The organism is Actinomadura vinacea (assembly GCF_039532545.1).
In the GTDB taxonomy this organism is placed as follows: Bacteria; Actinomycetota; Actinomycetes; order Streptosporangiales; family Streptosporangiaceae; genus Spirillospora; species Spirillospora vinacea.
Map to the genome: position 1 here is coordinate 257,053 of NZ_BAAARW010000005.1, position 26,752 is coordinate 283,804.

Annotated in this window: 22 protein-coding genes; 19 read left to right on the forward strand and 3 right to left on the reverse strand. The window is 73.3% G+C overall.

Annotated features, from left to right (window positions below; all coding sequences use genetic code 11):
* Positions 1-29: 29 nt before the first annotated feature.
* Together ABD340_RS07780 and ABD340_RS07785 are read right to left on the reverse strand one after the other, a co-directional pair.
* Complete coding sequence (locus ABD340_RS07780) at positions 30-1,811, reverse strand: ABC transporter ATP-binding protein (RefSeq protein ID WP_344587905.1); 1,782 nt, start codon at positions 1,809-1,811, stop codon at positions 30-32.
* 46 nt (positions 1,812-1,857) lie between these two features.
* Positions 1,858-3,843: an ABC transporter ATP-binding protein gene (locus ABD340_RS07785; RefSeq protein ID WP_425547325.1), complete on the reverse strand. Its 1,986-nt coding sequence runs from the start codon at positions 3,841-3,843 to the stop codon at positions 1,858-1,860.
* A 975-nt stretch (positions 3,844-4,818) separates the two neighbouring features.
* On the opposite strand from ABD340_RS07785, the gene ABD340_RS07790 reads away from it, so the two are divergent.
* From ABD340_RS07790 to ABD340_RS07880, 19 genes are all read left to right on the forward strand, one after another.
* Positions 4,819-5,025, forward strand: a complete 207-nt coding sequence (locus ABD340_RS07790) for a cold-shock protein (RefSeq protein ID WP_018657218.1) — start codon at positions 4,819-4,821, stop codon at positions 5,023-5,025.
* A gap of 166 nt (positions 5,026-5,191) precedes the next feature.
* Entirely contained in the window at positions 5,192-5,593 is a 402-nt protein-coding gene (gene hisI, locus ABD340_RS07795; protein ID WP_344587907.1) for a phosphoribosyl-AMP cyclohydrolase, read from the forward strand.
* Positions 5,590-6,291 (forward strand): Trp biosynthesis-associated membrane protein, encoded by a 702-nt coding sequence (locus ABD340_RS07800; protein WP_344587908.1) that lies wholly within the window; start codon positions 5,590-5,592, stop codon positions 6,289-6,291. The genes hisI and ABD340_RS07800 overlap by 4 nt, the downstream gene beginning before the upstream one ends.
* Positions 6,288-6,956 (forward strand): winged helix-turn-helix transcriptional regulator, encoded by a 669-nt coding sequence (locus ABD340_RS07805; protein ID WP_344587909.1) that lies wholly within the window; start codon positions 6,288-6,290, stop codon positions 6,954-6,956. The genes ABD340_RS07800 and ABD340_RS07805 overlap by 4 nt, the downstream gene beginning before the upstream one ends.
* A 9-nt stretch (positions 6,957-6,965) precedes the next feature.
* Positions 6,966-7,427 carry a DUF2752 domain-containing protein gene (locus tag ABD340_RS07810; RefSeq protein WP_344587910.1) on the forward strand — a complete coding sequence of 154 codons (462 nt, stop codon included), beginning with the start codon at positions 6,966-6,968 and terminating at the stop codon, positions 7,425-7,427.
* A gap of 134 nt (positions 7,428-7,561) precedes the next feature.
* A complete protein-coding gene (locus ABD340_RS07815) occupies positions 7,562-7,720 on the forward strand; it encodes a hypothetical protein (protein WP_344587911.1) in 159 nt (52 codons plus the stop codon).
* The gene (gene trpC / locus ABD340_RS07820) at positions 7,717-8,538 is read left to right on the forward strand and encodes an indole-3-glycerol phosphate synthase TrpC (protein ID WP_344587912.1); all 822 of its coding nucleotides are present in this window, start codon (positions 7,717-7,719) and stop codon (positions 8,536-8,538) included. The genes ABD340_RS07815 and trpC overlap by 4 nt, the downstream gene beginning before the upstream one ends.
* 160 nt (positions 8,539-8,698) lie before the next feature.
* On the forward strand, positions 8,699-9,946 hold the full coding sequence (gene trpB, locus ABD340_RS07825) for a tryptophan synthase subunit beta (RefSeq protein WP_344587913.1): 1,248 nt from the start codon (positions 8,699-8,701) through the stop codon (positions 9,944-9,946).
* A complete protein-coding gene (gene trpA / locus ABD340_RS07830; protein WP_344587914.1) occupies positions 9,943-10,782 on the forward strand; it encodes a tryptophan synthase subunit alpha in 840 nt (279 codons plus the stop codon). The genes trpB and trpA overlap by 4 nt, the downstream gene beginning before the upstream one ends.
* Positions 10,783-11,023: 241 nt before the next feature.
* A complete protein-coding gene (locus ABD340_RS07835) occupies positions 11,024-11,512 on the forward strand; it encodes a vitamin K epoxide reductase family protein (protein ID WP_344587915.1) in 489 nt (162 codons plus the stop codon).
* A gap of 108 nt (positions 11,513-11,620) precedes the next feature.
* On the forward strand, positions 11,621-12,394 hold the full coding sequence (locus tag ABD340_RS07840) for a DsbA family protein (protein ID WP_344587916.1): 774 nt from the start codon (positions 11,621-11,623) through the stop codon (positions 12,392-12,394).
* A gap of 150 nt (positions 12,395-12,544) precedes the next feature.
* Positions 12,545-13,387 (forward strand): DsbA family protein, encoded by an 843-nt coding sequence (locus tag ABD340_RS07845; protein ID WP_344587917.1) that lies wholly within the window; start codon positions 12,545-12,547, stop codon positions 13,385-13,387.
* A 66-nt stretch (positions 13,388-13,453) separates the two neighbouring features.
* On the forward strand, positions 13,454-14,818 hold the full coding sequence (lgt, locus tag ABD340_RS07850) for a prolipoprotein diacylglyceryl transferase (protein WP_344587918.1): 1,365 nt from the start codon (positions 13,454-13,456) through the stop codon (positions 14,816-14,818).
* Between the two features lie 30 nt (positions 14,819-14,848).
* Positions 14,849-15,547, forward strand: coding sequence for a VIT1/CCC1 transporter family protein (locus tag ABD340_RS07855; protein WP_344587919.1), 699 nt, complete (start codon positions 14,849-14,851; stop codon positions 15,545-15,547).
* 90 nt (positions 15,548-15,637) lie between these two features.
* A complete protein-coding gene (locus ABD340_RS07860; RefSeq protein WP_344587920.1) occupies positions 15,638-16,486 on the forward strand; it encodes a hypothetical protein in 849 nt (282 codons plus the stop codon).
* A gap of 388 nt (positions 16,487-16,874) precedes the next feature.
* Positions 16,875-18,131: a hypothetical protein gene (locus ABD340_RS07865; protein WP_344587922.1), complete on the forward strand. Its 1,257-nt coding sequence runs from the start codon at positions 16,875-16,877 to the stop codon at positions 18,129-18,131.
* A 332-nt stretch (positions 18,132-18,463) separates the two neighbouring features.
* Positions 18,464-23,032, forward strand: a complete 4,569-nt coding sequence (gene gltB, locus ABD340_RS07870) for a glutamate synthase large subunit (RefSeq protein ID WP_344587923.1) — start codon at positions 18,464-18,466, stop codon at positions 23,030-23,032.
* A gap of 17 nt (positions 23,033-23,049) precedes the next feature.
* A complete protein-coding gene (locus ABD340_RS07875) occupies positions 23,050-24,513 on the forward strand; it encodes a glutamate synthase subunit beta (protein ID WP_344587924.1) in 1,464 nt (487 codons plus the stop codon).
* Between the two features lie 141 nt (positions 24,514-24,654).
* Entirely contained in the window at positions 24,655-25,233 is a 579-nt protein-coding gene (locus ABD340_RS07880; RefSeq protein ID WP_344587925.1) for a GNAT family N-acetyltransferase, read from the forward strand.
* Positions 25,234-25,251: 18 nt separating this feature from the next.
* Here the strand turns inward: ABD340_RS07880 and ABD340_RS07885 are convergent, their stop codons facing one another.
* Complete coding sequence (locus ABD340_RS07885) at positions 25,252-26,685, reverse strand: pyridoxal phosphate-dependent decarboxylase family protein (protein ID WP_344587926.1); 1,434 nt, start codon at positions 26,683-26,685, stop codon at positions 25,252-25,254.
* Positions 26,686-26,752: the final 67 nt, after the last annotated feature.

Below are 26,752 nucleotides of genomic sequence, written 5' to 3' on the forward strand. Positions count from 1 at the left end.
ACACCAGTGGTACACGAACGGCACACGCGTCAGAGGGCCCGCTGGGCGATCCAGGAGTCGTGGAGATCGGCGTACACCCCCGGTTGCGCCACCAACTCCGCGTGCGGGCCGCGCTGGACGATCCGCCCCGCGTCGAAGACGATCACCTCGTCGGCCGACTCCGCCGTCGACAGCCGGTGCGCGATCGAGATCGCGGTACGCCCCCGCGTCACCCCGTCCAGGGCCCGCTGGATCCGCACCTCGGTGGCCGGGTCGACCGCCGAGGTGGCCTCGTCCAGCACCAGCAGGTCAGGGTCGGCGATGTAGGCGCGGGCCAGCGCCACCAGCTGCCGCTCGCCCGCCGACAGCGACTCGCCGCGCTGCCCGACCGGCGTCTCCAGGCCCCGCGGCAGCCCCTCCAGCCAGTCGGCCAGCCCCAGCTCGGTCATCGCCAGCAGGAGGTCCTCGTCGGTGGCGCCCGGCCGGCCGTACCGGATGTTGTCCGCCAGGGACGCGTCGAACAGGAACCCGTCCTGCGGCACCATCACGATCCGCTCCCGCAGCGACGAGAAGCGGACGCGGTCCAGCTCCACCCCGTCCACCAGGACGCGGCCCGACACGGGGTCCATGAGGCGGGTGAGCAGCTTGGCGAACGTCGTCTTGCCCGACCCCGTCTCACCCACGACGGCCACGCGCGAACGCGGCGCGATGGACACGTCCACCTCGTGCAGGACGGGCGGGCCACCCGGGTAGGCGAACCCCACCTTCTCGAAGCGGACCTCGATCGGCCCGCGCGGCAGCACTTCCCCGTCCTCGGCGGGGTCGGCCACGTCCGGCTCGGTGTCGAGCACGCCCAGGACGCGGCGCCAGCCGGCGACGGCGTTCTGCGCCTCGTTCAGGACCTCGGTGGCCGTCTGCATGGGGCTGACGAACAAGGTGACCAGGAACAGGAACGCGACCAGCTTCCCGGCCGACAGGTGACCGCCCACGCCCAGCAGCGTCCCGGCCACGACAACCCCTGCCGTGGCCAGCGCCGCGACCAGTTCGCTGGTGGGGAAGGTGAGCGCGACCAGCCCCTGCGCCTTGGTCTGCGCGCGCTTGGTCGCGTCGACGGACTCGTCCACGCGCTGCGCGGTGCGCTCCTCCGACCCGTACGCGCGGATGACCGGCGCGCCCACCACCGACTCGCTCACAGCCGCCAGCAGGTCCCCTGTGCGCTCGCGCACCCGGGTGTAGGCGGCCGACACCAGCCGCTGGAACCAGCGCAGCGCCAGCGCCAGCGGCAGGAACGCCGCCCACACCAGCAGCGTCAGCTGCCAGGAGTAGACCGCCATCAGCACGCTGGCCACCACCAGCTGCCCCAGCGACACGATGATCATCAGCCCGCCCCACTGCATGAACTGGCTGATCTGGTCCACGTCGCCGGTCACCCGCGACACCAGCGCGCCGCGCCGCTCTCCGCTCTGGGTCAGCATCGACAGGTCGTGCACGTGCCGGAACGCCTTCACCCGCAGCGTCGCCAGGCCGCTCTCGCTGGTCTTGTAGAGCCGGACGTTCATCGCGTACGCGCTCAGCGCGGTCAGCAGGACCGCCACCGCGCACAGCAGCACCGCGTTCCGGATGAACCCGACGTCGGGGCCGCCCGCCGCGCCCAGCCCCCGGTCGATCGTCTGCTGGACCGCGATCGGCACCACCACCCGGCCCGCCGTCGCGGCCAGGGCGAGCGCCACCGTCCCCGCCAGCCCGGCCTTGAACTCCGGGCTCAGCCGCAGGCCGCGCCGCAGCGTGCTGAGGGCGCCCTCGCCCACGGCCACCTCGTTGAGCGTGGTCACGCGCCCTCCCTAACGCCGGTCTTCATCCCGGCCCTCATGCCGGCTCTCATGCCAGGGCCTCCTGCTCTTCGCCCTCTCCGGTCTCCCCGTCCGCCCCGAGGGCCTCCTGCTCGGCCTCGGCGCGCTCGTAGGCGTTCACGAGGTTGCGGTAGCCCTCGGACCGAGTCAGCAGCTCGGCGTGGGGGCCGCGGTCCAGGACGCGGCCGTGCTCCATGTAGACGACCTCGTCGGCCAGCGAGATCGTCGCCTTGCGGTAGGCGACCACCACGACCGTGGCCGCGCCCCCGCCGCTCTCCTGCGCGTCCCTGATGCCCTGCAGGATCCGCGCCTCCACCTGCGGGTCGACGCTGGAGGTCGCGTCGTCCAGCACCAGCAGGCGCGGACGCCGCACCAGCGCGCGCGCCAGGGCGAGCCGCTGCCGCTGGCCGCCGGACAGGGTGGCGCCGCGCTCCCCGACCTTGGTGTCGAGCCCCTCGGAGAGGGCGGCCACGAAACCGTCCGCCTGGGCCAGGCGCAGGGCCTCCCACACGCGCTCGTCCGGGACGTCCAGGCCGAGGGTGACGTTTCCCCGTACGTCGTCGTCGAACAGGAACGTCTGCTGGGGGACGAGCGCCGCGGTCTCGGCGACCCCTCCGCGCTCGACGTCGCGCACGTCCACGCCGTCCAGCAGGACGAGGCCGTCCTCGGGGTCGACCAGCCGCACCAGGAGCGCGGTCAGGGTGGACTTGCCCGAGCCGGTGGGCCCGACGATCGCGATCGTGCGGCCGGGATCGGCCGAGAAGGTCACATCGTGGAGCACCGTGGTCCGGGCGTGCTCGGGCTTTTCCGGGGGCTCCGGGATCTCCGGGGGTGCGCCGCCGTCCCCGGCGGGGTCGCCGAGGTCGGCGTCCTGCGTCGTCGTCTCGTAGGCGAAGCGGATCTCGCGTACTTCCAGGGACGCCGCCCTGCCACCGTCCCCGCCCCTCTCGCCGTCCAGGGTGTGCTCCCCGTATGGCAGCGACCCTCCGGCGTCCAGCACGCCTCGCACGCGCCGCCAGCCCACGACGCTGCGCGGCACCTCGGCCAGCACCCAGCCGAGGGCGCGGATCGGCCAGGCCAGCAGCGTGAACAGGTAGGCCACGTGGACCACGTCGCCGGCCGTCATGGCCCCCGCCTCCAGCCGGATCGAGCCGACCCACAGCACGGCCAGCACGCCCAGGTTGGGCAGGGCCTCCAGGACAGGGTCGAACAGCCCGCGAACCCGGCCGACGGCGATGTTGGCGTCCCGCAGCGAGTTCGCCGCCCCGGCGAACCGCTCGGTCTCCGACCGCTCCCGGCCGAGGGTCTTGACCACCAGGCCGCCCTCGAAGCTCTCGTGCGCCACCTCGCTGACCTCCGCGCGCAACTGCTGCGCGCGGGTCGCGACGGGCGCCAGGCGGCGCTGGTAGAGGACGTTGAGCAGCGCGATGGCGGGGAACACCAGGAACCCCACGACCGCCGCCGTCACATCGGTGAGCAGGATCGACACGGCCGCGATCACCAGCATGAACACCACGCCGACGGCCATCGGCAGCGGTGCGATCGGCGCCCAGGTCGCCTCGACGTCGGCGTTGGCGTTCGAGAGCAGCTGGCCGGTGGGGTGCCGGTGGTGCCACGCCAGGGGCAGCCGCAGGTACTGGCGGGTCACCGCCCGGCGGTACCGCGCCTGCATCCGGTACTGCATCAGCCCGGCGTAGAACCGGCGGCCCGCCACGCCCAGCGCCTTGAACAGCGCCACCGCCAGGATCGCCGCCGCGGCCGCGCTCAGCGCCCCCGCCGTGGTGTCGCCGGAGCGGAAGGCCGGGAGGATCACCTCCTCGGTGGCCCATCCGAGTACCTGGGCCGTCCCCACGGTCATCGCGGCGTACAGGCCGCTGGCCGCGACCGACAGCGCGAAGACACGCGGCTCGGCGCGGACGGCGACCCCCAGGACCCGCATCCCCTCTCGAAGGATGTGCGAGTTGGCACGTGTCGACCCAGCTGGCACGGACTCTCCTCCACCACGTTGGTGCATAAGACGCGGACCCGGACGACCCCCTCCCGGGGCTAAGGAAGGGGACGTGGGCGTGCACATGCCTACCATCCGGAGAGACCGCTTATTCCCGGCATAGCGCGCGAGCCCTACCATCACCGGGTGAACTGGCCAGGAGGTGAGGGGGCTGTGGGCCTTCCGCGCGGGGCGGGGCCGCACGGTAGGGCCGATCACCTTGGGTGAGGGTCCGACCGGATCCCGGCGGCCGCGGAGCTGATGCCGAGCGGATGCCGAGCGGATTCGGGAGCGGGCCTCCGAAGTGGTCGCCGTACGTGGTTCCGGTCATGGACATAAACGCGACGCGGTCGAGTTCTTTGTCCATCATGAGGACGGTAGGCGGACCCGCCCCGACTGGACGCCCGGGTCGCTGAGCCCGGGCCTGGAGCAACTTCTGCGGTGGCGGATAAAAATTGCCCGCTTTGCCCTCAGAAAAGTGCGGGTTGAGGTCACCTTGATCCGGCCGGACGGATGCGGCGGGCGGCTCTCGTCCGGATGGTCCCGCCGAAACCCCGGCGGGACCGGGCTTCGTGCCGCGAAGCCCGGCGGCGCGGGCGCCCCCGACCCCTCCGGTGCCGCCGCGCGGGGGCCCGGACGGGGGCCGAATTGCTGTCGCGGGCGCTCTGCCGCACCGATGTGGCGCCGATACGGGTCACCCGGCCGCCGCGAACCCTCAACGTCCTCGAGGAGACGGGTCGGCGCCTTTAACGGGTCGGTAACGGGAAGGTTCGCCGACAGGTGAATCGGGAGGGTTGTAGCTCCTCCGCTTTACGCGGAAGCGGTGATACGGTGGGGCCGTCGGTTGCAGTCGTGGTTCTCGATCGTTTGTCAGACGCCCGCGGACTGATGGCAGCGGGCGTTTTGGCTTTTCCGGGACCGTACCGGGAGGCGAGAGCGTTCCGCAGCGACCGCGCTGGGCCCGCGAGGTGTGGGCCCATGTTTTGCCGCAAGGAGAAAGACATGCCCCAGCAGGGCACCGTGAAGTGGTTCAACGCCGAGAAGGGCTTCGGTTTCATCGCCGTTGACGGCGGTGGGCCGGACGTGTTCGTGCACTACTCGGCGATCCAGAGCTCCGGGTACCGCACGCTGGACGAGAACCAGCGCGTCCAGTTCGAAGTGACGCAGGGTAACCGGGGTCCGCAGGCCGACCAGGTCGTCCCCCTGTAACACGCGTTACACCCTAGTCCTACAGTAGGGCCCGCATTCCATACCAGGGATGCGGGCCCTGCCGTTTCCAAGGGCGAATTCCGGCGGCCGCCTCAGGGACGCACGTGCGGGGGCGCACGGCGGGGCCTGTGCGGGGTCGCGCGGGGGAGCGGGCACAATGGATCGCATGTCCGCTAGCGCGTCCAACCTGGACCCCAAGATCGCTGACCGTCTCAAGCGCACCGAGGACGGCCTCGTCCCGGCCATCGCCCAGCAGTACGACACCGGTGAGGTGCTCATGCTCGGCTGGATGGACGACGAGGCCCTGCACCGCACGCTCACCACCGGCCGCTGCACCTACTGGTCGCGCAGCCGCCGGGAGTACTGGGTGAAGGGCGAGACCTCCGGACATCAGCAGTGGATCAAGTCGGTCGCGCTCGACTGCGACGGCGACGCCCTCCTGGTGAAGGTCGACCAGGTCGGCGCCGCCTGCCACACCGGCGACCGCACCTGCTGGGACGCCGACGTGCTCGATCCCGTCATCGGGGAGCGCCCCGCCGAGGGGCCGGGGGGTTCGGCGAGCCCGTGACCCCCAGCCGTGAGCGCGGCCTGGCCGCGCTGCTGTGCGCCGCCGGCGCCGGGCTCGCGCTGCTGGCCGCCGGGCGCCCCTGGGCGACCGTCCGGGCACGGGACGCGATCACGCCGTTCGCCCAGGACCTCACCGGCCGTGACCTGGGCGGCGCCGCCGGGGCGCTCGGCTGGGCCGCGCTGGCCGGCCTGGCGGCGCTGTTCGCCACCCAGGGCCGTGTGCGCGCGGGCGTGGGCGTGCTGCTGGCCCTGTTCGGGGTCGGGATCGGCTACGGCTCGGTCACCGTCGTCCAGCGTGCGGACCTCGTGGCGGCCGCAGGGGAGAAGAGCGCCCTGCTGCGCCTGGGAGGGAGCCTCGCGGTCGAGGTCGGCCCCTGGTGGGCCGTGTCGGCGGCCGGGGGCGTGCTGCTGGTCGCGGCCGGGGTGCTGACCGTCCTGCGCGGGACGCGCTGGCCGGGCATGTCGGCGCGCTACGACCGTACTCCGTCGTCCGCGCGCCCCGGCGCCGAGGCCGGGGATCGTCCGGAAACGGAACCCGCGGACGGGAGCCGTCCGGCTGATGCACCCGCCGCGCAGCCGCCCGAGGCCGAGGTGGCCGATGACCCGGCGAGCCTCTGGAAGTCGCTCGACCGGGGAGAAGACCCCACCGCCCCAACCGCTTCAACCGCCCCGACCGCGGCCGAAGAACGCCGCCCGTGAACGCCGAGGGCGGTGGCGGCCTGGTCCTGGTCGTCGAGCACGACGGTGCCGTCGCCGAGCTGGAACGCCGCTACCTCGCCCGCGAGGGATACGAGATCGAGATCGAGTCCGATCCGGCGCGCGCCCCGTCCGCGGCGGCGCGGCTGCGGCCGGATGTGGTCGTCCTGGACCTGTCCACCGCCGCGCTGCCCGCCGACCTCTACCGCCGTGTCGCGGACGCGGTGGCCGGCGCCCCCGTCGTGGCCGTGACCGGACCGGTCGACCCGGGGGTCGCGCGGGCCCTGGGGAAGCACCAGGTGACCCGGCCGTTCAGCCCCCGCGTGCTGGTGAGCACCGTGGCGGAGGCGCTGCGCAGCGGCGCGCCGGGCACGCCCCTGGGAGTGCTGCGGGCCGGCCGCGTGGCGATGGACCCGCGCGCCCGCACGGTCGTGGTCGGGGACCGTTCGGTGTCGCTGACCGTCACCGAGTTCGACCTGCTGGAGTTCCTCATGGGGAACTCGGGGCGGGTCTTCACCCGCGAGCAACTCCTGGAGGCCGCCTGGGGGCCGGGTGCGGGGGCCGGGAGCCGCACCGTGGACGTCCACATCGCCCAGCTGCGCTCCAAGCTGGGCGAGGGCAGCCCCATACGGACCGTGCGCGGCGTCGGATACGTCCTGGACGCCTAAGGTGGAGGCGTGACCGGCGCACCCGTGCAAGGCCCTCCGCCCGCCGCTTCGCGTCCCCAGGGGCGCACGCCACGGCGCGGGCTCGCCCTGCTGGGGCCTCTGGGGTTCGGGGCCGCGGCGGCCGTGGGAGCGGTCGTGGTCGCGTTCGTGGACCCCCACGAGCCCGGGCATTACCCGACCTGCCCGTCCCTGGGGCTGACCGGGTGGTACTGCCCTGGCTGCGGCGGGTTGCGGATGACGTACTCGCTTCTGCACGGGGACGTGGCGCAGGCGTTCGGGATGAACCCCCTCATCATGCTGATGCTGCCGGTCTTCGCCTATCTGTGGGTGCGCTGGACGGTGAGCGCGGCCCGCGGCGTCCCGATGCGCTCCGCGCTGCTGCGCCCCCGGGTGCTGTACGCCTTCATGGGCGTCCTGGGCGTGTACTGGATCGTCCGGAATCTTCCCTTCGCACAGGCCCTGGCGCCCTGACCCCTGCGCGATTCGCCCGGCGCCGGGAGCCCTGGCCCTGCTTCCCGGGCCGGAGCCTCAGGGCGGGTGCGAGAGGTGTCGGAGGGGCCGGATACGATCGGGGCACGGAACGACGTGAACATTGGGGGCCCCGCGTGTGTGAGCCGGAGGTGCGCGGCATCGGCCGGGTCGGCCTGAACGGCCGGACCGGCGGGAACGGCCGGGTCGGCCGTCCCGAGGTGCCGGACCCCGGCGACCCGGGCGGCCGCGGCCGCCGGGCGCACCGCAGGCGAGCGGCGGGAGGTGCAGCGTGAGCGGGCAGACCGGCAGCGTGCTCGACGAGATCATCGAAGGCGTCCGGGCCGACCTCGCCGAACGGCAGCGGGAGGTGCCGCTCGCCGCCCTCAAGGAGAAGGCCGCCGCGGCGCCGCCCCCGCGCGACGCGCTGGGCGCCCTGCGCGGCCCCGGCGTCTCGGTGGTCGCCGAGGTCAAGCGCAGCAGCCCGTCCAAGGGCGCGCTGGCCGCCATCGCCGACCCCGCCGCGCTGGCCCGCGACTACGAGTCCGGCGGCGCCAAGGTGATCAGCGTGCTGACCGAGCGCCGCCGCTTCGGCGGCAGCCTGGACGACCTGGCCGCGGTGCGCGCCAACGTCGACATCGCGGTGCTGCGCAAGGACTTCATCGTCTCCTCCTACCAGCTGTGGGAGGCGCGCGCCCACGGCGCCGACGTGGCGCTGCTGATCGTCGCCGCGCTGGAGCAGGACGCGCTGGTCTCGCTGGTCGAGCGGGCCGCGTCGATCGGGCTGCTGCCGCTGGTCGAGGCGCACACCGAGGAGGAGGTGGCGCGCGCCCTGGAGGCGGGCGCCAAGGTCATCGGGATCAACGCCCGCGACCTGAAGACCCTCCAGGTGGACCGGGGCGTGTTCGCCCGGCTGGCGCCGCTGGTCCCCAAGGACGTCGTCAAGATCGCCGAGTCCGGGGTGCGCGGCCCGCACGACCTGCTGGCCTACGCCTCCGCCGGCGCCGACGCCGTGCTGGTGGGGGAGAGCCTGGTCATCGGCAAGGACCCGCGTACCGCCGTCGCCGACCTGGTGGCCGCCGGCGCCCACCCTGCGCTGCGCCAGAGCGGCTGACCCCGGTAAAGTACGGGCATGCACACCGAGTCATCCGAGCGAGTGGCCCCCGGACGGGGTCCGGCCGTGTCCCTGCGCGAACGATGGCGGGCCGATTCGACGTCGCGCTGAGCCGCGGCACCGACCGGATCGCCCACCCGTACGACAGGACTGGACTCTGATGACCACCGACACAGCGGCCGCCGCTCAGCACCCGGGCATGGCCGCCGTCCCCGACCCCGCCGGCCACTTCGGCCGCTTCGGCGGGCGGTTCGCGCCCGAGGCGCTGATGGCCGCGCTGGACGAGCTGACCCGCGAGTTCGAGGCCGCGCGCAACGACCCGGCCTTCACCGCCGAGCTGGACGACCTGCTGAAGAACTACGCCGGTCGGCCCAGCCTGCTGACCGAGGCGAAGCGGTTCGGCGAGCGGGCCGGCGGCGCGCGGATCCTGCTCAAGCGCGAGGACCTCAACCACACCGGCTCACACAAGATCAACAACGTGCTGGGGCAGGCGCTGCTCACCCGCCGGATGGGCAAGACCCGGGTGATCGCCGAGACCGGCGCCGGGCAGCACGGCGTCGCCACCGCCACCGCGGCCGCCCTGCTCGGCCTGGACTGCACGGTCTTCATGGGCGAGGTCGACACCGAGCGGCAGGCCCTCAACGTCGCCCGGATGCGGATGCTGGGCGCCGAGGTCGTCCCGGTCCGCACCGGCAGCCGCACCCTCAAGGACGCCTGCAACGAGGCGTTCCGCGACTGGGTCGCCACCGTCGAGCACACCCACTACTGCGTCGGCTCCACCATGGGCCCGCACCCGTTCCCGATGATGGTGCGCGAGCTGCACCGCGTCATCGGCGTCGAGGCGCGGGCCCAGGTACTGGAGCTCACCGGCCGGCTGCCCGACGCCGTGGCGGCGTGCGTGGGCGGCGGCTCCAACTCCATCGGCACCTTCCACGCCTTCATCGGCGACGCGGCGGTCCGCCTGTGCGGCTTCGAGGCCGCCGGCGACGGCGTGGAGACCGGGCGGCACGCCGCGACGATCTCCGCCGGCCGGGTCGGCGTGATCCACGGCATGCGCACCTACCTGCTGCAGGACGAGGACGGCCAGACGGTCGAGTCGCACTCGATCTCCGCCGGGCTCGACTACCCCGGCGTCGGCCCCGAGCACTCCTGGCTGCACGACTCCGGCCGCGCCGAGTACCGGCCGATCACCGACGCCGAGGCCATGGAGGCCTTCGCGCTGCTGTGCCGCACCGAGGGCATCATCCCGGCGATCGAGTCGGCGCACGCCCTCGCCGGCGCCCTCAAGCTCGGCCGGGAACTGGGACCGGAAGGGATCGTCCTGGTCTGCCTGTCAGGCCGCGGCGACAAGGACATGCACACCGCCGCCGAGCACTTCGGCCTGATGCCCGAAGGAGCGGCGGAATGAGCGGGCCCAGTGCGGTGCGGGCGGCCTTCGACAAGGCCGGGACCGAGGGGCGGGCCGCCCTGGTCGGCTACCTCCCCGCCGGATTCCCCACCTACGACGGGGCCGTGGAGGCCGTCAAGGCCATGGTCGACGCCGGCTGCGACGTCATCGAGATCGGCCTGCCCTACTCCGACCCGATGATGGACGGCCCCACCATCCAGGACGCCGTCCACCAGGCCCTGGTCGGCGGGATCCGCGTCGCCGACGTGCTCCGCACGGTCGAGGCGGTGGCCGGCACCGGCGTCGCGACCCTGGTCATGACGTACTGGAACCCGGTCGACCGGTACGGCGTCGACGCCTTCGCCCGCGACCTGAGTTCGGCCGGCGGCGCCGGGCTGATCACCCCGGACCTCACCCCCGAGGAGGCCGGCCCCTGGCTGGAGGCGTCCGACGCGCACGGCCTCGACCGCGTCTTCCTGGTCGCGCTGAGCTCCACGGACGAGCGCATCGACAAGATCACCAAGGCGTCCCGGGGGTTCGTGTACGCCGCCTCGCTGATGGGCGTCACCGGCGCCCGCAGCGCGGTCGACACCGGCGCCCCGCGGCTGGTCGAGCGCACCCGCGCCGCCCTCGCCCGGGACGGCTCCACGCTGCCGGTCGGCCTCGGCCTGGGGGTCGGCACCGGTGCCCAGGCCGCCGAGGTGGCCGCGTTCGCCGACGGCGTCATCGTCGGGTCGGCCTTCATCCGCCGGCTCCTGGACGCCCCCGACCTCTCCACCGGCCTGAAAGACCTGCGCGTCCTGACGGCGGAACTGGCCGAGGGCGTCCGCCGCGCGGCCGTCCCCGAGCCTTCCTGAGGGCCCGCCGTCCACGCGGCCTGCCCTGCCCGGGCGGAGCAGGCCGCGGCGGGACGAGGGGTCGGCAGGCCGGGCTCGCCGGTCTATGCTCGGCACAAAAGCGGCCGGACGGGACGCGCAGGGGTTCGCGCCGTGTTCCGAACGCGGATCTTACGCGTCGTCCCCTAAGGTTGAGTCCCGCCGGAGGCGTGTCCCGCCCTGGGCGGCCTCCCGGTGACACGCGCTCGCGGAAGGATCAGTGATGGTGCAGCACGCCGAGGTGCGAGACGGCGAGGACGCGTCCCCGCCCGAGCGGCCGCGGTGGTTCGCGATCGTCGCGTGGGTGCTGACGGCCGCGGGTCTGGGCCTGTCGGCCTACCTGACGGTGGCGCACTACCAGGAGAACGCCCTGGTCTGCACCACCACCTCGACCGTCGACTGCCACTCGGTCACCAGCAGCAAGTACAGCGAGCTGCTGGGGATACCGCTGCCGCTGCTGGGCCTGGCCTTCTTCATCGGCTTCGCCGCGCTCATCACGCCGCCCGCGCTGCGGACCGGGCGGCCGCTGATCCGCTGGGCGCGGCTGGGCAGCGTGTGCGTCGGGCTGCTGTTCGTGGTCTACCTGGTGACCGCCGAACTGGCGATCCTGCACAAGATCTGCCTGTGGTGCACCGGCGTGCACGTCATCACTATCCTGCTGTTCGTCCTTGTCCTGTTCGATGAGTTCCGGCGGATCGGCCATGTCGAGTAGGGCCCTGCCGACCATGACCATGTCGACTCGGGCCCTGCCGACCCAGGCTCGGCCGGTTACGGCCGCGCGGCGTCGAGCCCGCGCGGCGTCCCCATAGGAGAGATCCACATGAGCAAGGCCGCACGAGAGCGGACCGCGCGCGAGCGGCTGGCCTCCGAGCGCAAGCGCCAGGCGGCCCGCGCTAAGCAACGGCGGCTGCTGGCCGCCGTGCTCGGCGCGGTGGTCGCGGTCGCGCTGGTCGTGGTGGTCACCGTGATCGTCCTGGACCAGCGGGGCAAGCGGGACCAGACCGCCGCCCCCTACACCGGTCCGCAGGCCCCGCTCAGCCGGCAGGCCGACGGCTCGATCGTGATGGCCAAGCCGGGCGTCACCGCCCCGGTGCTGGAGATCTTCGAGGACTTCCAGTGCCCGGCCTGCAAGCAGTTCGAGGACTCCACCGGCAAGACGGCCAAGGAACTGGCCGCCGAGGGCAAGGTCAAGGTCGTCTACTACCCGTTCCACCTGTTCGGCGAGCAGCGCGACCCGATCAAGACCAACTCGCTGCGGTCGGCGGCGGCCGCGCTGTGCGTCCCGGCCGACAAGTGGCTCTCCTACCACGACGCGCTGTTCAAGTTCCAGCCGCAGGAGGGCTCGGAGGGCTTCGCGCCCAAGGACCTGGTCGCCTGGGGCAAGGACGTCGGCGTGACCGACGCCGGCTTCGAGAAGTGCGTCACCGACCAGCAGAAGAAGCCGCAGGTCGACTCGATGACCAAGTACGCGCTGGAGACCCGCAAGGTCAACAGCACCCCGACCGTCTTCCTGGACGGCCGCAAGCTGGAGAACGAGCTCGGCGACCCGGCGTCACTGCAGAAGGCCGTCAACGACGCCAAGGGCGCCAAGTAGCGCACGGCCGGTGCTCGCCGGGCGCCGCGGATCCGCCGGACGGGTCCGCGGCGCCCGGCGTTTTGCGCTCTCTTCACCGGCGGATGCCTTCCGCAGCGGGCCCGCTTCGTTAGCCTCGACCTGCGTGCACGCGCATCGATCGGGGGGACGATGAGCACGTTGCCGCCACGCGCGGGCCATCGGTCGCGGCCCGCCAGGGAGGGCCGCCGCCGGCTGTTCGCCGTGCTGGCGGCCGCCGTGGTGATCGCGACCGTTCCGGCCGTCCTGGCCGGGCTGCGCGGCCCGGACGGCGATCCCGGCGCCGCGGTCGAAACCGGGTTCGACGGGCCGCCGCCGCCGGTGACCCGCGCCGCGGACGGCTCGTCCGTGGTCGTCTGGGGCGATGAGAGCGCGCCGCTGCTGGAGGTCTTCACCGACTACCGGTGCCCGGACTGCAAGGCCGTGGAGGACGCCGTCGGTCCCACGATCAAGCGGCTGGCCTCGCGCGGCCGGGTCCGGGTCGTCTACCGCGCGATCGAACTGCCGGCCGAGGGGAACGGCGAGCCGCAGCCGACCGGCGTCGACCCCGGGTCGCTTCCCGTGACGCCCGCCGCGTCCGCCGATCCCGGAGTGCCGGACGCTCCCGCCGCGCCGGACGGCGCCGCCGGGTCCGGCGCCGCGAACGCGGCGCTCTGCGCCCCCGCGCGGACCTGGTACCCGTACCATGACGCGCTCTTCGCCCATCAGCCGCCGCAGGGCACGCCCGCCATCCCCTCGCGGCGGCTGGTCGAGCTGGCCGCCGGCACCGGCATCACCGGACGCGCCTTCACCTCCTGCGTCATCGGCGGCGAGCGGGCGGGCCTGGTCGCGCGGATGACCCGTTACGCGATCGACACCCGCGGTGTCCGGAACGTTCCAGCGGCCTTCCTCGACGGCATGCCGCTGGATCCGTCCACCCACCTCCGCCGTCCGGTGCTGCTGGAACGCGCGATCCACGACGCCCGTCACGGCTGAAATGTGATCGCCGCTCTGCCCGTCCGTGGAGCAAGCGCCCCGCCGGAGACGGTAACGTCATCGCCCATGCAGCCGGTGGCCTTCATCCCGAGTCCGTCCCAGGGCGTCTGGCATCTGGGCTTCGTCCCGATCCGCGCCTACGCCCTCATGATCATTATCGGCATCGTCGTCGCCGTGTGGCTGGGCGAGCGGCGCTGGGCCGCCAAGGGCGGCACCCCCGGTGTGATCATCGACATCGCCGTGTGGGCGGTCCCGTTCGGGCTGATCGGCGGCCGGCTCTACCACGTGATCACCGACTACCAGCGGTACTTCGGCGACGGCAGGAACCCGGTGGACGCCCTGAAGATCTGGGAGGGCGGCCTGGGCATCTGGGGCGCCGTCCTGCTGGGCGGGGTCGGCGCGTTCATCGGCTGCCGCCGGCACGGGGTGTCGGTGGCCGCGCTGGGCGACGCGGTGGCGCCGGGCATCGCGCTCGGACAGGCCATCGGCCGCTGGGGCAACTACTGGAACCAGGAGCTGTACGGCCGGCCGCTGGACACGTTCTGGGCCCTGGAGATCGACCAGGCGCACCGGCCCCGGCTCGAGGACGGCAGCCTCGACCCCAAGTACGCCGACATCGCCACCTACCACCCGGCGTTCCTGTACGAGTCGCTGTGGTGCGTGGGAGTCGCCGTCCTGGTCATCTGGGCCGCCAAGCGCTACAAGCTGACCCACGGCCGCGCGTTCGCCCTCTACGTGGCCGGCTACACCGTCGGACGGTTCTGGATCGAATGGCTGCGCATCGACGACGCGCACCAGATCCTGGGCATGCGCCTGAACGACTGGACCGCGCTGATCGTCTTCCTCGGCGCGGTGGGCTACATCTACTGGGCCCGCAACCGGACCGGCCCCGAGAAGGTCGGCGCGGGCGCCGGCGAGACGCCCGAGCCCGAGGAGCCCAAGGCCGAGGAGCCCAAGGCCGAGCCCGAGCCGGCGGCCGCGAGCGAGGCCGCGGGGTCGTCCACGGGCGCGTCCGAGACCAAGGTCGACGTGAGCAAGGCCGACGTGAGCAAGGCCGCCGAGGACGAGCCGGTCGCCGAGGAAGAGCCGAAGCCCGAACCCGACCAGGCCCCCGGGAACGAGCCCGGGAACGAGCCGGAAGACGAGGCGAAGAGCGAAACCGAGGCCGAGCCGGGGGACGAGCCGGGGGACGAGCCGGAGAGCGAGCCGAAGGGCGAGGCGAGCACCGCCGACGACCCCGCTCCCCAGGACGACCCCGCGGACGACCCTGCCGACCGCCCTGCCGAGGACCCCGGTGCCGACCCGGCCCCGGCGACCGGTGAGAATGGCACTCGGGTGGACTCCGCCGCCGAGGACGGCGGCGCGGACGGCGCCGCCGACGAGGACCGGGCCGGTGCGGGCGAAGAGGAGCCCGTCAAGGACCCGAAGTAGCCGCAGCGGCGGCGGGACGAGGGGGCCCGGATGACCGCGGAGAGGCATCACCAGCACCGTGACGTCACCGGCGGCTGGCTGCGGCCCGCGGTGTTCGGCGCCATGGACGGGCTGGTGTCCAACTTCGCGCTGATCGCCGGTGTCTCGGGCGGCCAGCCGGGGCAGCGGGTGGTGCTGCTGGCCGGGCTGGCGGGCCTGGCCGCGGGCGCTTTCTCGATGGCGGCGGGGGAGTACATCTCCGTCGCGTCCCAGTCGGAGCTGGCCGAGGCCGAGATCGAGGTGGAACGGCTGGAGCTGGCCCGGCATCCGCGCGCCGAGCAGCAGGAGCTGGCCGAGGTCTTCGTCGGCCGCGGCGTCGACCCCGAGCTGGCCGCCGAGGTCGCCCGGCAGCTGTCGCGCGACCCGGACGAGGCCCTGGAGACGCACGCCCGCGAGGAGTTGGGCGTGGCGCCGGGCGAGCTGCCTTCGCCGGTGCTGGCGGCGGGGGCGTCGTTCCTGTCGTTCGCGGCCGGGGCCGTGCTGCCGGTGCTGCCCTACCTGTTCGGCTCCGGGTCGCTGTGGCCCGCGGCGGTGATCGCCGCGCTCGGGCTGTTCCTCGCCGGGGCGCTGGTGTCCAAGGTGACCACCCGCCCGTGGTGGTTCGGCGGGCTGCGGCAGCTGGCGTTCGGCGCCGCGGCCGCCGCCATCACCTACGGTGTGGGCTCGCTGATCGGCTCCAGCGGCGTGTGACCTCGGCAAAGCCGTACGGTTTCCCAGGAATCTGGGCGAAACGGCCTTTTGGCCGCGCGAGGGGGACCGGGACCGCTAAGCTCCCGGACTGTGATCGAGGCTCGTGACACAGGTGAATCACAGGCATCGCGCCCCGACGGCGGGCAGGACTTCTGGCCGGAGGACAAGAAGGACGGCAAGGACGGACCCGGCCGGCGCGCCAAGTCCAAGTCCTCGTCCTCCCGCTCCCGGACTCCGCTCATCATCGCGGTGGTCGCCGTGGTGGTCCTGGCGGCGGCGGGCGTGGCCGGATTCCTCGTCCTCGGCGGCGGCGACGAGAAGGCGTCCGGCGCCCCCGGCAACGGGGCGCGGCTCTCCCCGGTCGCCTACACGCCGCAGATGGCCGACAAGGACATGGCCAAGCTGGCCCAGCGCAGCGCCGACCAGCGGCCGATCACCCAGGGCGAGGCGTTCCCCGGGGACGTCAAGACCGTCGCCTACCAGAAGTACTCCTTCACCCTGGCCGCCTCGCAGCTGGCGAACGACTGCAAGTCCGTCACCTGGGGGCAGCGCCTGCAGGGCGACCTGGCCAAGTACCAGTGCTCGCAGATCGCGCGCGGCGCGTACGTGAGCCAGGACCGCGGGCACGTCGGCCAGTTCATCGCGATCAACCTGGCGAGCCAGGAGGGCGCCGAGCAGATCGTGCGCGACCTCGACCCGGGCGTCGGGGCGGGCTTCGTGTTCCCGCTGACCGCGAAGGGCGCCCCCGAGTTCCGCTCCGGCTTCAGCGCCGCCTACGCGCAGGCCTACGGCCACTACGCGATCGTCACGTGGGTGCAGCGCGCGGGCGGCGCCCAGCCCGCCTCGCTCAACGAGATGATCGACGCGAGCCTGGCCATCGAGAAGCCCGCCGACTTCGTCTGGGGCCGGCTGGAGCTGGCCGACGGGACCCCGCGTTGATCGCGCCCGCCCCGCCCGCCGCGCCGGCCCCGCCGGGCCACCGCCAGAGCGTGCGTTAGCCCGCGCCCCCGTGGACCGGAACGAACCCCGCCGACGCGGCCCACAGGAAGAACGCGGACAGGCCCCCCGCCGTACGGGCCCCAGGCCCCAGGCGGGCCGTGGCGCGCCCCAGCAGCGCCGTAGAGGGCCGGTGGACCCCCGGGCGGCCGCTCCCGAGCCCGGCCCGCGAGACCGGAACGAGCCGCCGCGCGGGCGCGTCCCGCGGCCCCGCACGTCCGAGGGGCGAGGCGGCGGGCCCAAGGGGCCCCAGCGTCCGGGCGTCCCGAGGCCCCGTGCGCCCGAGCCGGAGGCTCCCGAGCCGCGGGGTCCTCGGCCGCGCGGCCAGGATGTGGATCGTTCCGCCGGGCCGCGGGACGGCGGGCCGCAGCGCGCGCCCCGTCCGCGGGCCAGGCTGGGCGGGCCCCGGGGCGGCGGTCAGGGCACGCCCGACGGTGGCCCGAAGCGGCCGGCGCCGCAACCGGGCGGCCGCGACCCTCGCCGGCGCGGCGGCCCACAGGAGCCGTCCAAGCCGCCGAAGGCCCCGAAGAGGCCGAAGCCGAAGAAGCGCAAGTCCGCGGCCCCGCCGCCCCCCGCTCTCGCCGAGCACCCCGCCGAGGCGCCCCCCGGCACGACCGGTCCGCGTGAGTTCGACGAAGCGCGCGGCGATCGTGGACGACCTCGCGGGGGACCGTCCAAGCGCGCCGCCGGCAGGCCTGGACGCGGCCCCGCGCGCCCGTCCGGGCAGGGCGGGCCGGGACGGCCGGGCAGGCCGTTCCGGTCCGACGACCCCGGTACGCCAGGTAAGAAGGGGACGTTCTCGAAGTTCCCAGGCGTGCTGAGCGGGGTGAGCGGGCTGTCGCCCAAGATCTACTTTTTCGCGGCCGGCGGGCTCGGGCTGGTGCTGGCCCTGGTCCTGCTGGTCGTGCTGGTCACGGGCGGCGAGGAGCCGCCGGCGCGCCCGGCGGGCGGGACGGCCGCCGGACGGCCCGCGGAGAGCGGCCTGTCGCCGTCGTCCTACTCTCACTCGCCGTCCACCGCGGCGTTCGCGGCGATCGAGCAGCGCGCCCGGGACTCCGCGCCGCTGACGATCCAGGAGGCGTTCCCGGAGTCGGCCCAGGCGCTGACCGTCCAGGCGCCGGACGCCGAGGTGAAAATCTCACTGAAGGGCAAGCGGCTTGACGGTGACTGCGCGGCGGCCGTCTGGGGTTCGGGCATCGGCCAGGAGTTGCGCCGCGGCCAGTGCACGCAGGCGGTGCGGGGGATGTACGCCTCCTCCGGCGGTGACGCGGCAAAGGGCTACGCGCTGACGGTCGCGGTGTTCAACCTGGCCGGCAAGCAGGACGCGGACCGCCTGGTCGGGGCGCTGGGCACCGGTGGCGGGTTCGTCCGCCCGCTGGAGGCGGAGGCGCCGCTGGACCGGTTCGGCCAGGGCTTCTCGATGGCGCGCGGCCTGGCGGTGGGGCACTACGCCGTGCTGGCGTGGACGCAGCGCCTGGACGGCCAGGGCGACGCGCAGGACGAGACGCTCCTGTCCCTGCTCATCGAGGGCGGGAAGGCGCGGTCGGCGCTGGGACGCGCGGCCAAGGCCACCCCCGAGCGCTCCTGAGGACCGCCGCCGGCGGGCGGGACGAGGTCCCTCCCGATTGCGCGCATGTTTCGTGCGTAACGGGGTAAACATGCCCTCACCGTGAGGATGATCACCGAGGTCAGGGCGATTTGGCGAAAAATATGCCCGGTATCCTGGTCTAAACCACTCAAGGGCTCGTTGCTCCGGGGTTGACGCGGGAAGTTTCGCGAACTGGTGCACTCGGGCATGTTCCCGACAGTGGGGTAATGTCTTCACGCCGCAGTAGGGCCAGCGTCGTCCCGAGACTGCACTGACATCGACATTGACATCAAGTCATCGAAGCAGTGACACGAACGACGACGGGAGGGTTGATGGCTGCTGCTGCCCTCGGACCGGGCCTGCCTCAGAACCAGGGGCTCTACGACCGGGCCAACGAGCACGACGCCTGCGGTGTAGGCATGGTGGCCGACCTGCACGGTCGCAAGAGCCACGACATCATTCAGAACGCCCTGACCGTCCTGAAGAACCTGGACCACCGCGGCGCGGTGGGCGCCGAGCCCGACGACGGCGACGGCGTGGGCATCATGGTCCAGGTCCCCGACGCCTTCTTCCGCGAGGTCTGCGACTTCGCACTGCCCCAGGCGGGCGGGTACGCGGCGGGCATCGCCTTCCTCCCGGCGGACGCCGGCGAGCGCGTCGCCACGGTCGCGCACGTCGAGCTGCTGTGCGCCGAGGAGGGCCTGGCGGTCCTGGGCTGGCGCGAGCTGCCGCACGACCCGCACTTCTCCGGCCCCGCGGCGCGCAGGGCCATGCCGCACTTCGCGCAACTGTTCGTCGCCCCCGCCGAGGACGGCCCGCACGCCGGCAAGGCCGGGCTGGAGCTGGACCGCGCGGTGTTCTGCATGCGCGAGCGCGCCGAGCAGGACGTCGCCGTCTACTTCCCGAGCCTGTCGAGCCGGACGATGGTCTACAAGGGGATGCTGACCACCCCCCAGCTGGAGCCGTTCTTCCCCGACCTGTCGGACCGCCGGTTCACCAGCGCGATCGCGCTGGTGCACTCGCGGTTCTCCACCAACACCTTCCCGGCCTGGGAGCTGGCCCACCCGTACCGGTTCATCGCGCACAACGGCGAGATCAACACCGTCAAGGGCAACCGGAACTGGATGCGGGCCCGCGAGGCGCTGCTGAAGTCGGACCTGATCCCCGGCGACCTGTCCCGGATCTACCCGGTGATCGACATCGAGGCCAGCGACACCGCCTCCTTCGACGAGTGCCTGGAGATGCTGCACCTGGGCGGGCGGTCGCTGCCGCACGCGGTGCTGATGATGATCCCGGAGGCGTGGGAGAACCACACCGAGATGGACCCGGCCCGCCGGGCCTTCTACGAGTTCCACTCCACGCTGATGGAGGCCTGGGACGGCCCCGCCAGCGTGACCTTCACCGACGGCACCGTCGTCGGCGCCGTCCTGGACCGCAACGGGCTGCGCCCCGGCCGGTACTGGGTGACCGACGAGGGCTTCGTGGTGCTGGCCAGCGAGGCCGGCGTGCTGGACATCCCGGCCGGCAAGGTCGTCCGCAAGGGCCGCCTGCAGCCCGGCAAGATCTTCCTGGTGGACACCGCGGCCGGCCGGATCGTCGAGGACGACGAGGTCAAGGCCGAGCTGGCGGCCGCGCACCCGTACGAGGAGTGGCTGCACGAGGGTCTGGTGCGGTTCGAGGAGCTGCCGCAGCGCGAGCGGGAGATCCCCACCCACGAGACGCTGGTCAAGCGGCAGCAGGCGTTCGGCTACACGCTCGAAGAGCAGCGGATCATCCTGACCCCGATGGCGCGCAGCGGCGCCGAGCCCATCGGGTCGATGGGCACCGACACCCCCATCGCGGTGCTCTCCGAGCGCCCCCGGCTGCTGTTCGACTACTTCAAGCAGCAGTTCGCGCAGGTCACCAACCCGCCGCTGGACGCGATCCGGGAGGAGCTGGTGACCTCGCTGCAGTCCACGCTCGGCCCGGAGGGCAACCTGCTGGAGCCGGGGCCGGAGTCGTGCCGGCGGCTGGTGCTGCCCACCCCGATCCTGGGCAACGACGAGCTCTCCAAGATCATCCATATCGATGACGAGGGCGACCTGCCGCACCTGCGGGCCCACGTGGTGCAGGGCCTGTACGACGTCGCCGGCGGCGGCGAGGCCCTGGAGCACCGGCTGGAGGAGATCTGCGCCGAGGTGTCCCGCGCGATCGCCGGCGTCGACGGGCAGGGCGCGCGGATCATCGTCCTGTCGGACCGCGGCTCGGACGCCTCCCGCGCCGCGATCCCGTCGCTGCTGCTCACCGCCGCGGTGCACCACCACCTGATCCGGGAGAAGACCCGCACCCAGGTCGGCCTGGTGCTGGAGACCGGCGAGGCCCGCGAGTGCCACCACATGGCGCTGCTGATCGGGTACGGCGCGTCCGCGATCAACCCGTACCTGGCGCTGGAGACCATCGAGGACCTCATCGCCACCGGCGCCGTCGAGGGACTGGACCCGGCCGCCGCGGTCCGGAACCTGATCAAGGCGTACGGCAAGGGCGTGCTGAAGGTCATGTCCAAGATGGGGGTGTCCACGGTCGCCTCCTACACCGGCGCGCAGATCTTCGAGGCCATCGGCCTCGGCGAGGACGTCGTCGGCCGCTGCTTCACCGGCACCACCTCCCGGCTGGGCGGCGTCGGCTTCGACGTGCTGGCCCGCGAGGTCGCCGAGCGGCACCGCCGCGCCTACCCGCCGGGCGGCAACGAGGCGCCGCACCGCACCCTGGAGGTCGGCGGCGAGTACCAGTGGCGGCGCGAGGGCGAGAAGCACCTGTTCAACCCGGACACGGTGTTCAAGCTCCAGCACGCCACCCGGACCCGCCGGTACGAGATCTTCAAGGAGTACACCTCCTTGGTGGACTCCCAGGCCGAGGCGCTGATGACGCTGCGCGGCCTGTTCGAGCTGCGCGAGGGCGAGCGGCCGCCGGTGCCGATCGAGGAGGTCGAGCCGGCCGCGGAGATCGTCAAGCGGTTCTCCACCGGCGCGATGTCCTACGGGTCGATCTCGGCGGAGGCGCACGAGACCCTCGCGATCGCGATGAACCGGCTGGGCGGCAAGTCCAACACCGGCGAGGGCGGCGAGGACGCCGAGCGGTTCAGCCCCGACGAGAACGGCGACCTGCGGCGCAGCGCGATCAAGCAGGTGGCCTCCGGCCGGTTCGGGGTGACCTCGGAGTACCTGACCAACTCCGACGACATCCAGATCAAGATGGCGCAGGGCGCCAAGCCCGGCGAGGGCGGGCAGCTGCCCGGCCACAAGGTCTACCCGTGGATCGCCAAGACCCGGCACTCCACCCCGGGCGTGGGCCTGATCTCGCCGCCGCCGCACCACGACATCTACTCGATCGAGGACCTGGCGCAGCTCATCCACGACCTGAAGAACGCCAACCCGGCCGCCCGGGTGCACGTGAAGCTGGTCGCGGAGGTCGGCGTCGGCACGGTCGCGGCCGGGGTGTCCAAGGCGCACGCCGACGTGGTGCTGATCTCCGGGCACGACGGCGGCACCGGCGCGTCCCCGCTGACCTCGCTCAAGCACGCCGGCACGCCCTGGGAGCTCGGCCTGGCCGAGACCCAGCAGACGCTGCTGCTCAACGGCCTGCGCGACCGGATCGTGGTGCAGACCGACGGGCAGATGAAGACCGGCCGGGACGTGGTCATCGCGGCGCTGCTGGGCGCCGAGGAGTACGGCTTCGCCACCGCGCCGCTGGTGGTGTCCGGCTGCGTGATGATGCGGGTCTGCCACCTGGACACCTGCCCGGTCGGCGTGGCCACCCAGAACCCGGTGCTGCGCGAGCGGTTCACCGGCAAGGCCGAGTTCGTGGTGAACTTCTTCGAGTTCATCGCCGAGGAGGTCCGCGAGTACCTGGCCGCGCTGGGGTTCCGGTCGCTGGACGAGGCCATCGGGCACGTCGAGATGATCGACACCCGGCGCGCGGTCGAGCACTGGAAGGCGGGCGGGCTGGACCTGGCGCCGATCCTGCACCGTCCGGACCTGGCACCGGGCGCGGCGCTGCACCGCACCACCGTCCAGGACCACGGGCTGGAGAAGGCGCTCGACAACACGCTGATCCAGCTCGCCGAGGGCGCGATCGCGTTCGGCGACAAGGTCCGGCTGGACCTGCCGATCCGCAACGTCAACCGCACCGTCGGCACCATGCTGGGCCACGAGGTGACCAAGAAGTGGGGCGGCGAGGGTCTGCCCGACGACACCATCGACGTCACCTTCACCGGGTCGGCGGGCAACTCCTTCGGCGCGTTCGTGCCGCGCGGCATCACGCTGCGGCTGGTCGGCGACGCCAACGACTACGTCGGCAAGGGCCTGTCGGGCGGGCGCATCACGGTGCGGCCGCAGGCGGACGCCGCGTTCGCCGCCGAGGAGCAGATCATCGGCGGCAACGTGATCCTGTACGGCGCCACCTCGGGCGAGCTGTTCGCCCGCGGCGTGGTCGGCGAGCGGTTCTGCGTGCGCAACTCCGGCGCCACCGCCGTCGTCGAGGGCGCCGGCGACCACGCCTGCGAGTACATGACCGGCGGCCGCGCGGTGATCCTGGGCGGCACCGGCCGCAACCTGGCCGCGGGAATGTCCGGCGGCATCGCCTACGTTCTCGACCTGGTCGCCGAACGGGTCAATCCCGAGATGGTCGACCTGGAGCCGCTCACCGCCGCGGACGCCGCCTTCGTCCGCGGCCTGGTGGAACGGCACCTGGCCGAGACCGGGTCCACGGTCGCCGAGAAGCTGCTGGCCGACTGGGACGGCGCCGCCGGCCGCTTCACCAAGATCATGCCGCGGGACTACCGGCGCGTCCTGGAGGCCAAGGCCAAGGCCGAGGCCGAGGGCCGGGACGTCGACGAGGCCATCATGGCCGCCGCGCAGAGCTGAAAGGGGGGACTCCAGATATGGCCGACCCGAAGGGTTTCCTGACCGTACAGCGTGAGCTCCCCAAGCGGCGCCCGGTCGACGTGCGCATCAAGAGCTGGTCGGAGGTCTACGAGGACTTCGGCAAGGACCGGCTGGAGAAGCAGGCGAGCCGCTGCATGGACTGCGGCATCCCGTTCTGCCACCAGGGCTGCCCGCTGGGCAACCTCATCCCCGAGTGGAACGACCTGGTCCACCGCAAGGACTGGGCCGAGGCGATCGAACGGCTGCACGCCACCAACAACTTCCCCGAGTTCACCGGCCGGCTGTGCCCGGCGCCGTGCGAGAGCGCGTGCGTGCTGGGCATCAACCAGGACCCGGTGACGATCAAGCGGGTCGAGGTCGAGATCATCGACCGGGCCTGGGCGGAGGGCTGGGTGCGGCCGCAGCCGCCCCGCGTCCGCACCGGGAAGAAGGTGGCCGTGGTCGGCTCCGGGCCCGCGGGCCTGGCCGCCGCGCAGCAGCTCACCCGCGCCGGGCACGACGTCCGGGTGTACGAGCGCGCCGACCGCGTCGGCGGCCTGCTGCGCTACGGCATTCCCGAGTTCAAGATGGAGAAGCGGCACGTCGACCGGCGGGTCGCGCAGATGCGCGCCGAGGGCACCGACTTCAAGACCTCGGTGAACGTCGGCGTCGACATCACCGCCGACGAGCTGCGCGAGCGGTACGACGCGGTCGTGCTGGCCGGCGGCGCCACCGCCTGGCGCGACCTGAACGCGCCCGGCCGCGAGCTCGACGGCATCCACCAGGCGATGGAGTACCTGCCCCCGGCCAACAAGGTGCAGGAGGGCGACCTCGCCGAGTCGCCGATCTCCGCCGAGGGCAGGCACGTGGTGGTCATCGGCGGCGGCGACACCGGCGCCGACTGCATCGGCACCGCGATCCGGCAGGGCGCGAAGTCGGTCACCCAGCTGGAGATCATGCCGCAGCCGCCGCGGACCCGGCCCGGCTCCCAGCCGTGGCCGACCTATCCGATGCTGTTCAAGATGGAGAGCGCCCACGAGGAGCTCGCCGACCTGGGCGGCGACCGGGTGTACGCGGCGTCCACCACCGAGTTCCTGGGCGACGCGGACGGCCGCGTCCGCGCGCTCAAGCTGGTGGAGGTCGGCGGCCCCGAGACCGGCTTCAAGCCGATCGAGGGCACCGAGCGGGAGGTCCCGGCCGAGCTGGTCACCCTCGCGATGGGCTTCCTCGGCCCGGAGAAGGAGGGGCTGCTGGACCAGCTCGGGGTGGAGCTGGACCAGCGCGGCAACGTCGTCCGCGACGGCGACTACCGGACCAGCGTCGAGGGGGTCTTCGTCGCCGGCGACATGGGCCGCGGCCAGTCGCTGATCGTCTGGGCCATCGCGGAGGGACGCGCCGCCGCGCACGGCGTCGACAAGTTCCTCGGCGGTGACACCGCGCTGCCCTACCCGATCCCGCCCACGGCCCGTCCCATCGGCTGACCCGGCACCCGCCACCGGCCGGGTTCCAGTAGCCTGGCCGGAGATCAGCCGACCCTGGACCGTACTCACCCCGCCGTGACTCCGGCGCGCCCGCAGCGGGCGCGCCGGAGTCACGGCGGCTTTTGTTCGTGGGGGGACCGCATGCCGATCAGGCACGTCGACGTGACCACCTGGTACCTGGAGCAGCGCGACCGGGCCGAACTGACCCCGCCGCGGCGCGAGCCGGAGGTCGCGGTCGAGATCGTCCGCGCGGAACCGGCCGGGCCCGAACTGAACCGCTTCCTCTACACGGCGGTCGGCGGGGACCTGTACTGGCTCGACCGGCTCGCCTGGACCTACGAGCAGTGGCAGAACTGGCTGGCGAGGCCCGGGGTGGAGACCTGGATCGCCCATGTCGGCGGCACCCCGGCCGGGTACGCCGAGCTGGACCCGCAGGCCGCCGGGCAGGTCGAGATCGCCTACTTCGGCCTGCTGCCGGCCTTCCGGGGCCGCGGCATCGGCGGCCACCTGCTGGCCGGCGGCGCGGCCCGCGCCTGGGACCTGGCCGGCCGCTGGCCCGGCCGCGAGGCCACCACCAGGGTCTGGGCGCACACCTGCTCCAACGACGCGCCCGCCGCGCTGGGCAACTACCAGGCCCGCGGCTTCCGCGTCTACGACACCAAGGTCGAGACCGAGGCCGTCGAGCACACCCCGCCCGGCCCCTGGCCCGGCGCCCGCTGACGGGGCCGGCTGACGCGACTACAGGCGGGAGCCCAGGTCGCGGAGCACCTCCACCAGCAGTTCCACATCGGCCTCGGTCGTGCGCCAGTTGAGCGTCGCGGGGCGGAACACCGTCATGCCGCGGTAGGTGGAGGTACCCGCGTACACCCGTCCGTCGGCCAGCAGGGCCTCGCCCAGACGCGCGTTCAGGTCGTCCAGGCGCTCCTCGGGCACGCCCGGCGGACGGTAACGGAAACACGTGATGCACAGCTGCGGGGGAGCGAGCAGTTCCAGGTCGGGCGCCTCCTCCACGAGCCGGCCCAGGTGCGCGGCCACGTCCAGGTGCCGCTCGACCATCTCCCGGTAGCCGTCGCGGCCGTAGGCGCGCAGCGTCGCCCAGATCGGGAACGCCCGCGCCCGCCGTGACGACTCCGGCCCCAGCATGTTGTAGTTGATCCGCTCGGCCCCGGGGTCCTCGGCGCCCGGCAGGTAGGCCGCCCCCCAAGCGCCGAAAGCCGAGCCCAGCGCGGCCGGATCGCGGACGAAGGAGAAACCGCTCTCGTACGGCACGTTCAGCCACTTGTGCCCGTCCGCGGTGACCGAGTCGGCCCGCTCGACGCCCGCCGCCAGATGCGCGGTACGCGGCGACAGCGCCGCGAACATGCCGAACGCGCCGTCCACATGGAGCCATGCCCCGTACCGCTCCGCCAGGTCGGCGAGGTCGGCCAGCGGGTCGGAGGCGCCGGTGTTCACCTCGCCCAGGTTGGCCACGATCACCGCGGGCCGCCCGTCCAGCCCGGCCAGCGCGGACTCCATCGCGGCCAGATCCACCTGGCCGCCGTCATCGCGCGCGAACGTGCGGAGGGTGTCGCGGCCGCAGCCGAGGATCTGCAGGGCCTTGCGCGTGCTGACGTGCACCAGCCCGCTGGACAGCACGGGCATCGGCGGCAGCCCCGCCAGACCCTGCGACGCGACGTCCGCCCCGTGCCGCCCCGCCCACCAGTGCCGCGCGCACGCCAGGCCCGTGACATGGGCGAACGTCGCGCTCGGCGTGAGCACGCCCCCGAACGAGGCGGGCAGCCCGAACAGCTCCTTCAGCCAGCGCAGCACGACCGTCTCCACCCGTGCGGACAGCGGCGAGGCCGGCCACAGCCCGGCGACCTGGTCCAGCAGCGACGCCGTCCAGTCCCCGGCCATCGCCGCCGGGGTGGAACCGCCCACCACGAAATGGAAGAAGCGCGGCCCGGAGGAGTGCGTGGCCGCCTCCGTCCCCACGCGCAGCAGCCGCTCCACCGCCGCGGTGCCCCCGTCGCCCTCCGCCGGCAGCGGGCCGTCCAGCTCGGCGATCAACTCGTCCTTGGACCGGTCGTGCACCGGACGGTCCGCCAGGCCGTCCAGATAGGGGCCCGCGGCCCGGGCCACCGCCTCCAGGGCCGCGCCGGCCCGGTCATGCTCGTGCAGAGGGTCGCTCATGGCGGCCAGTGAAACAGTGACGATCATGGTTCGTACATGCCCGCGGGTGTCCGTTTCCTTCAAGAAC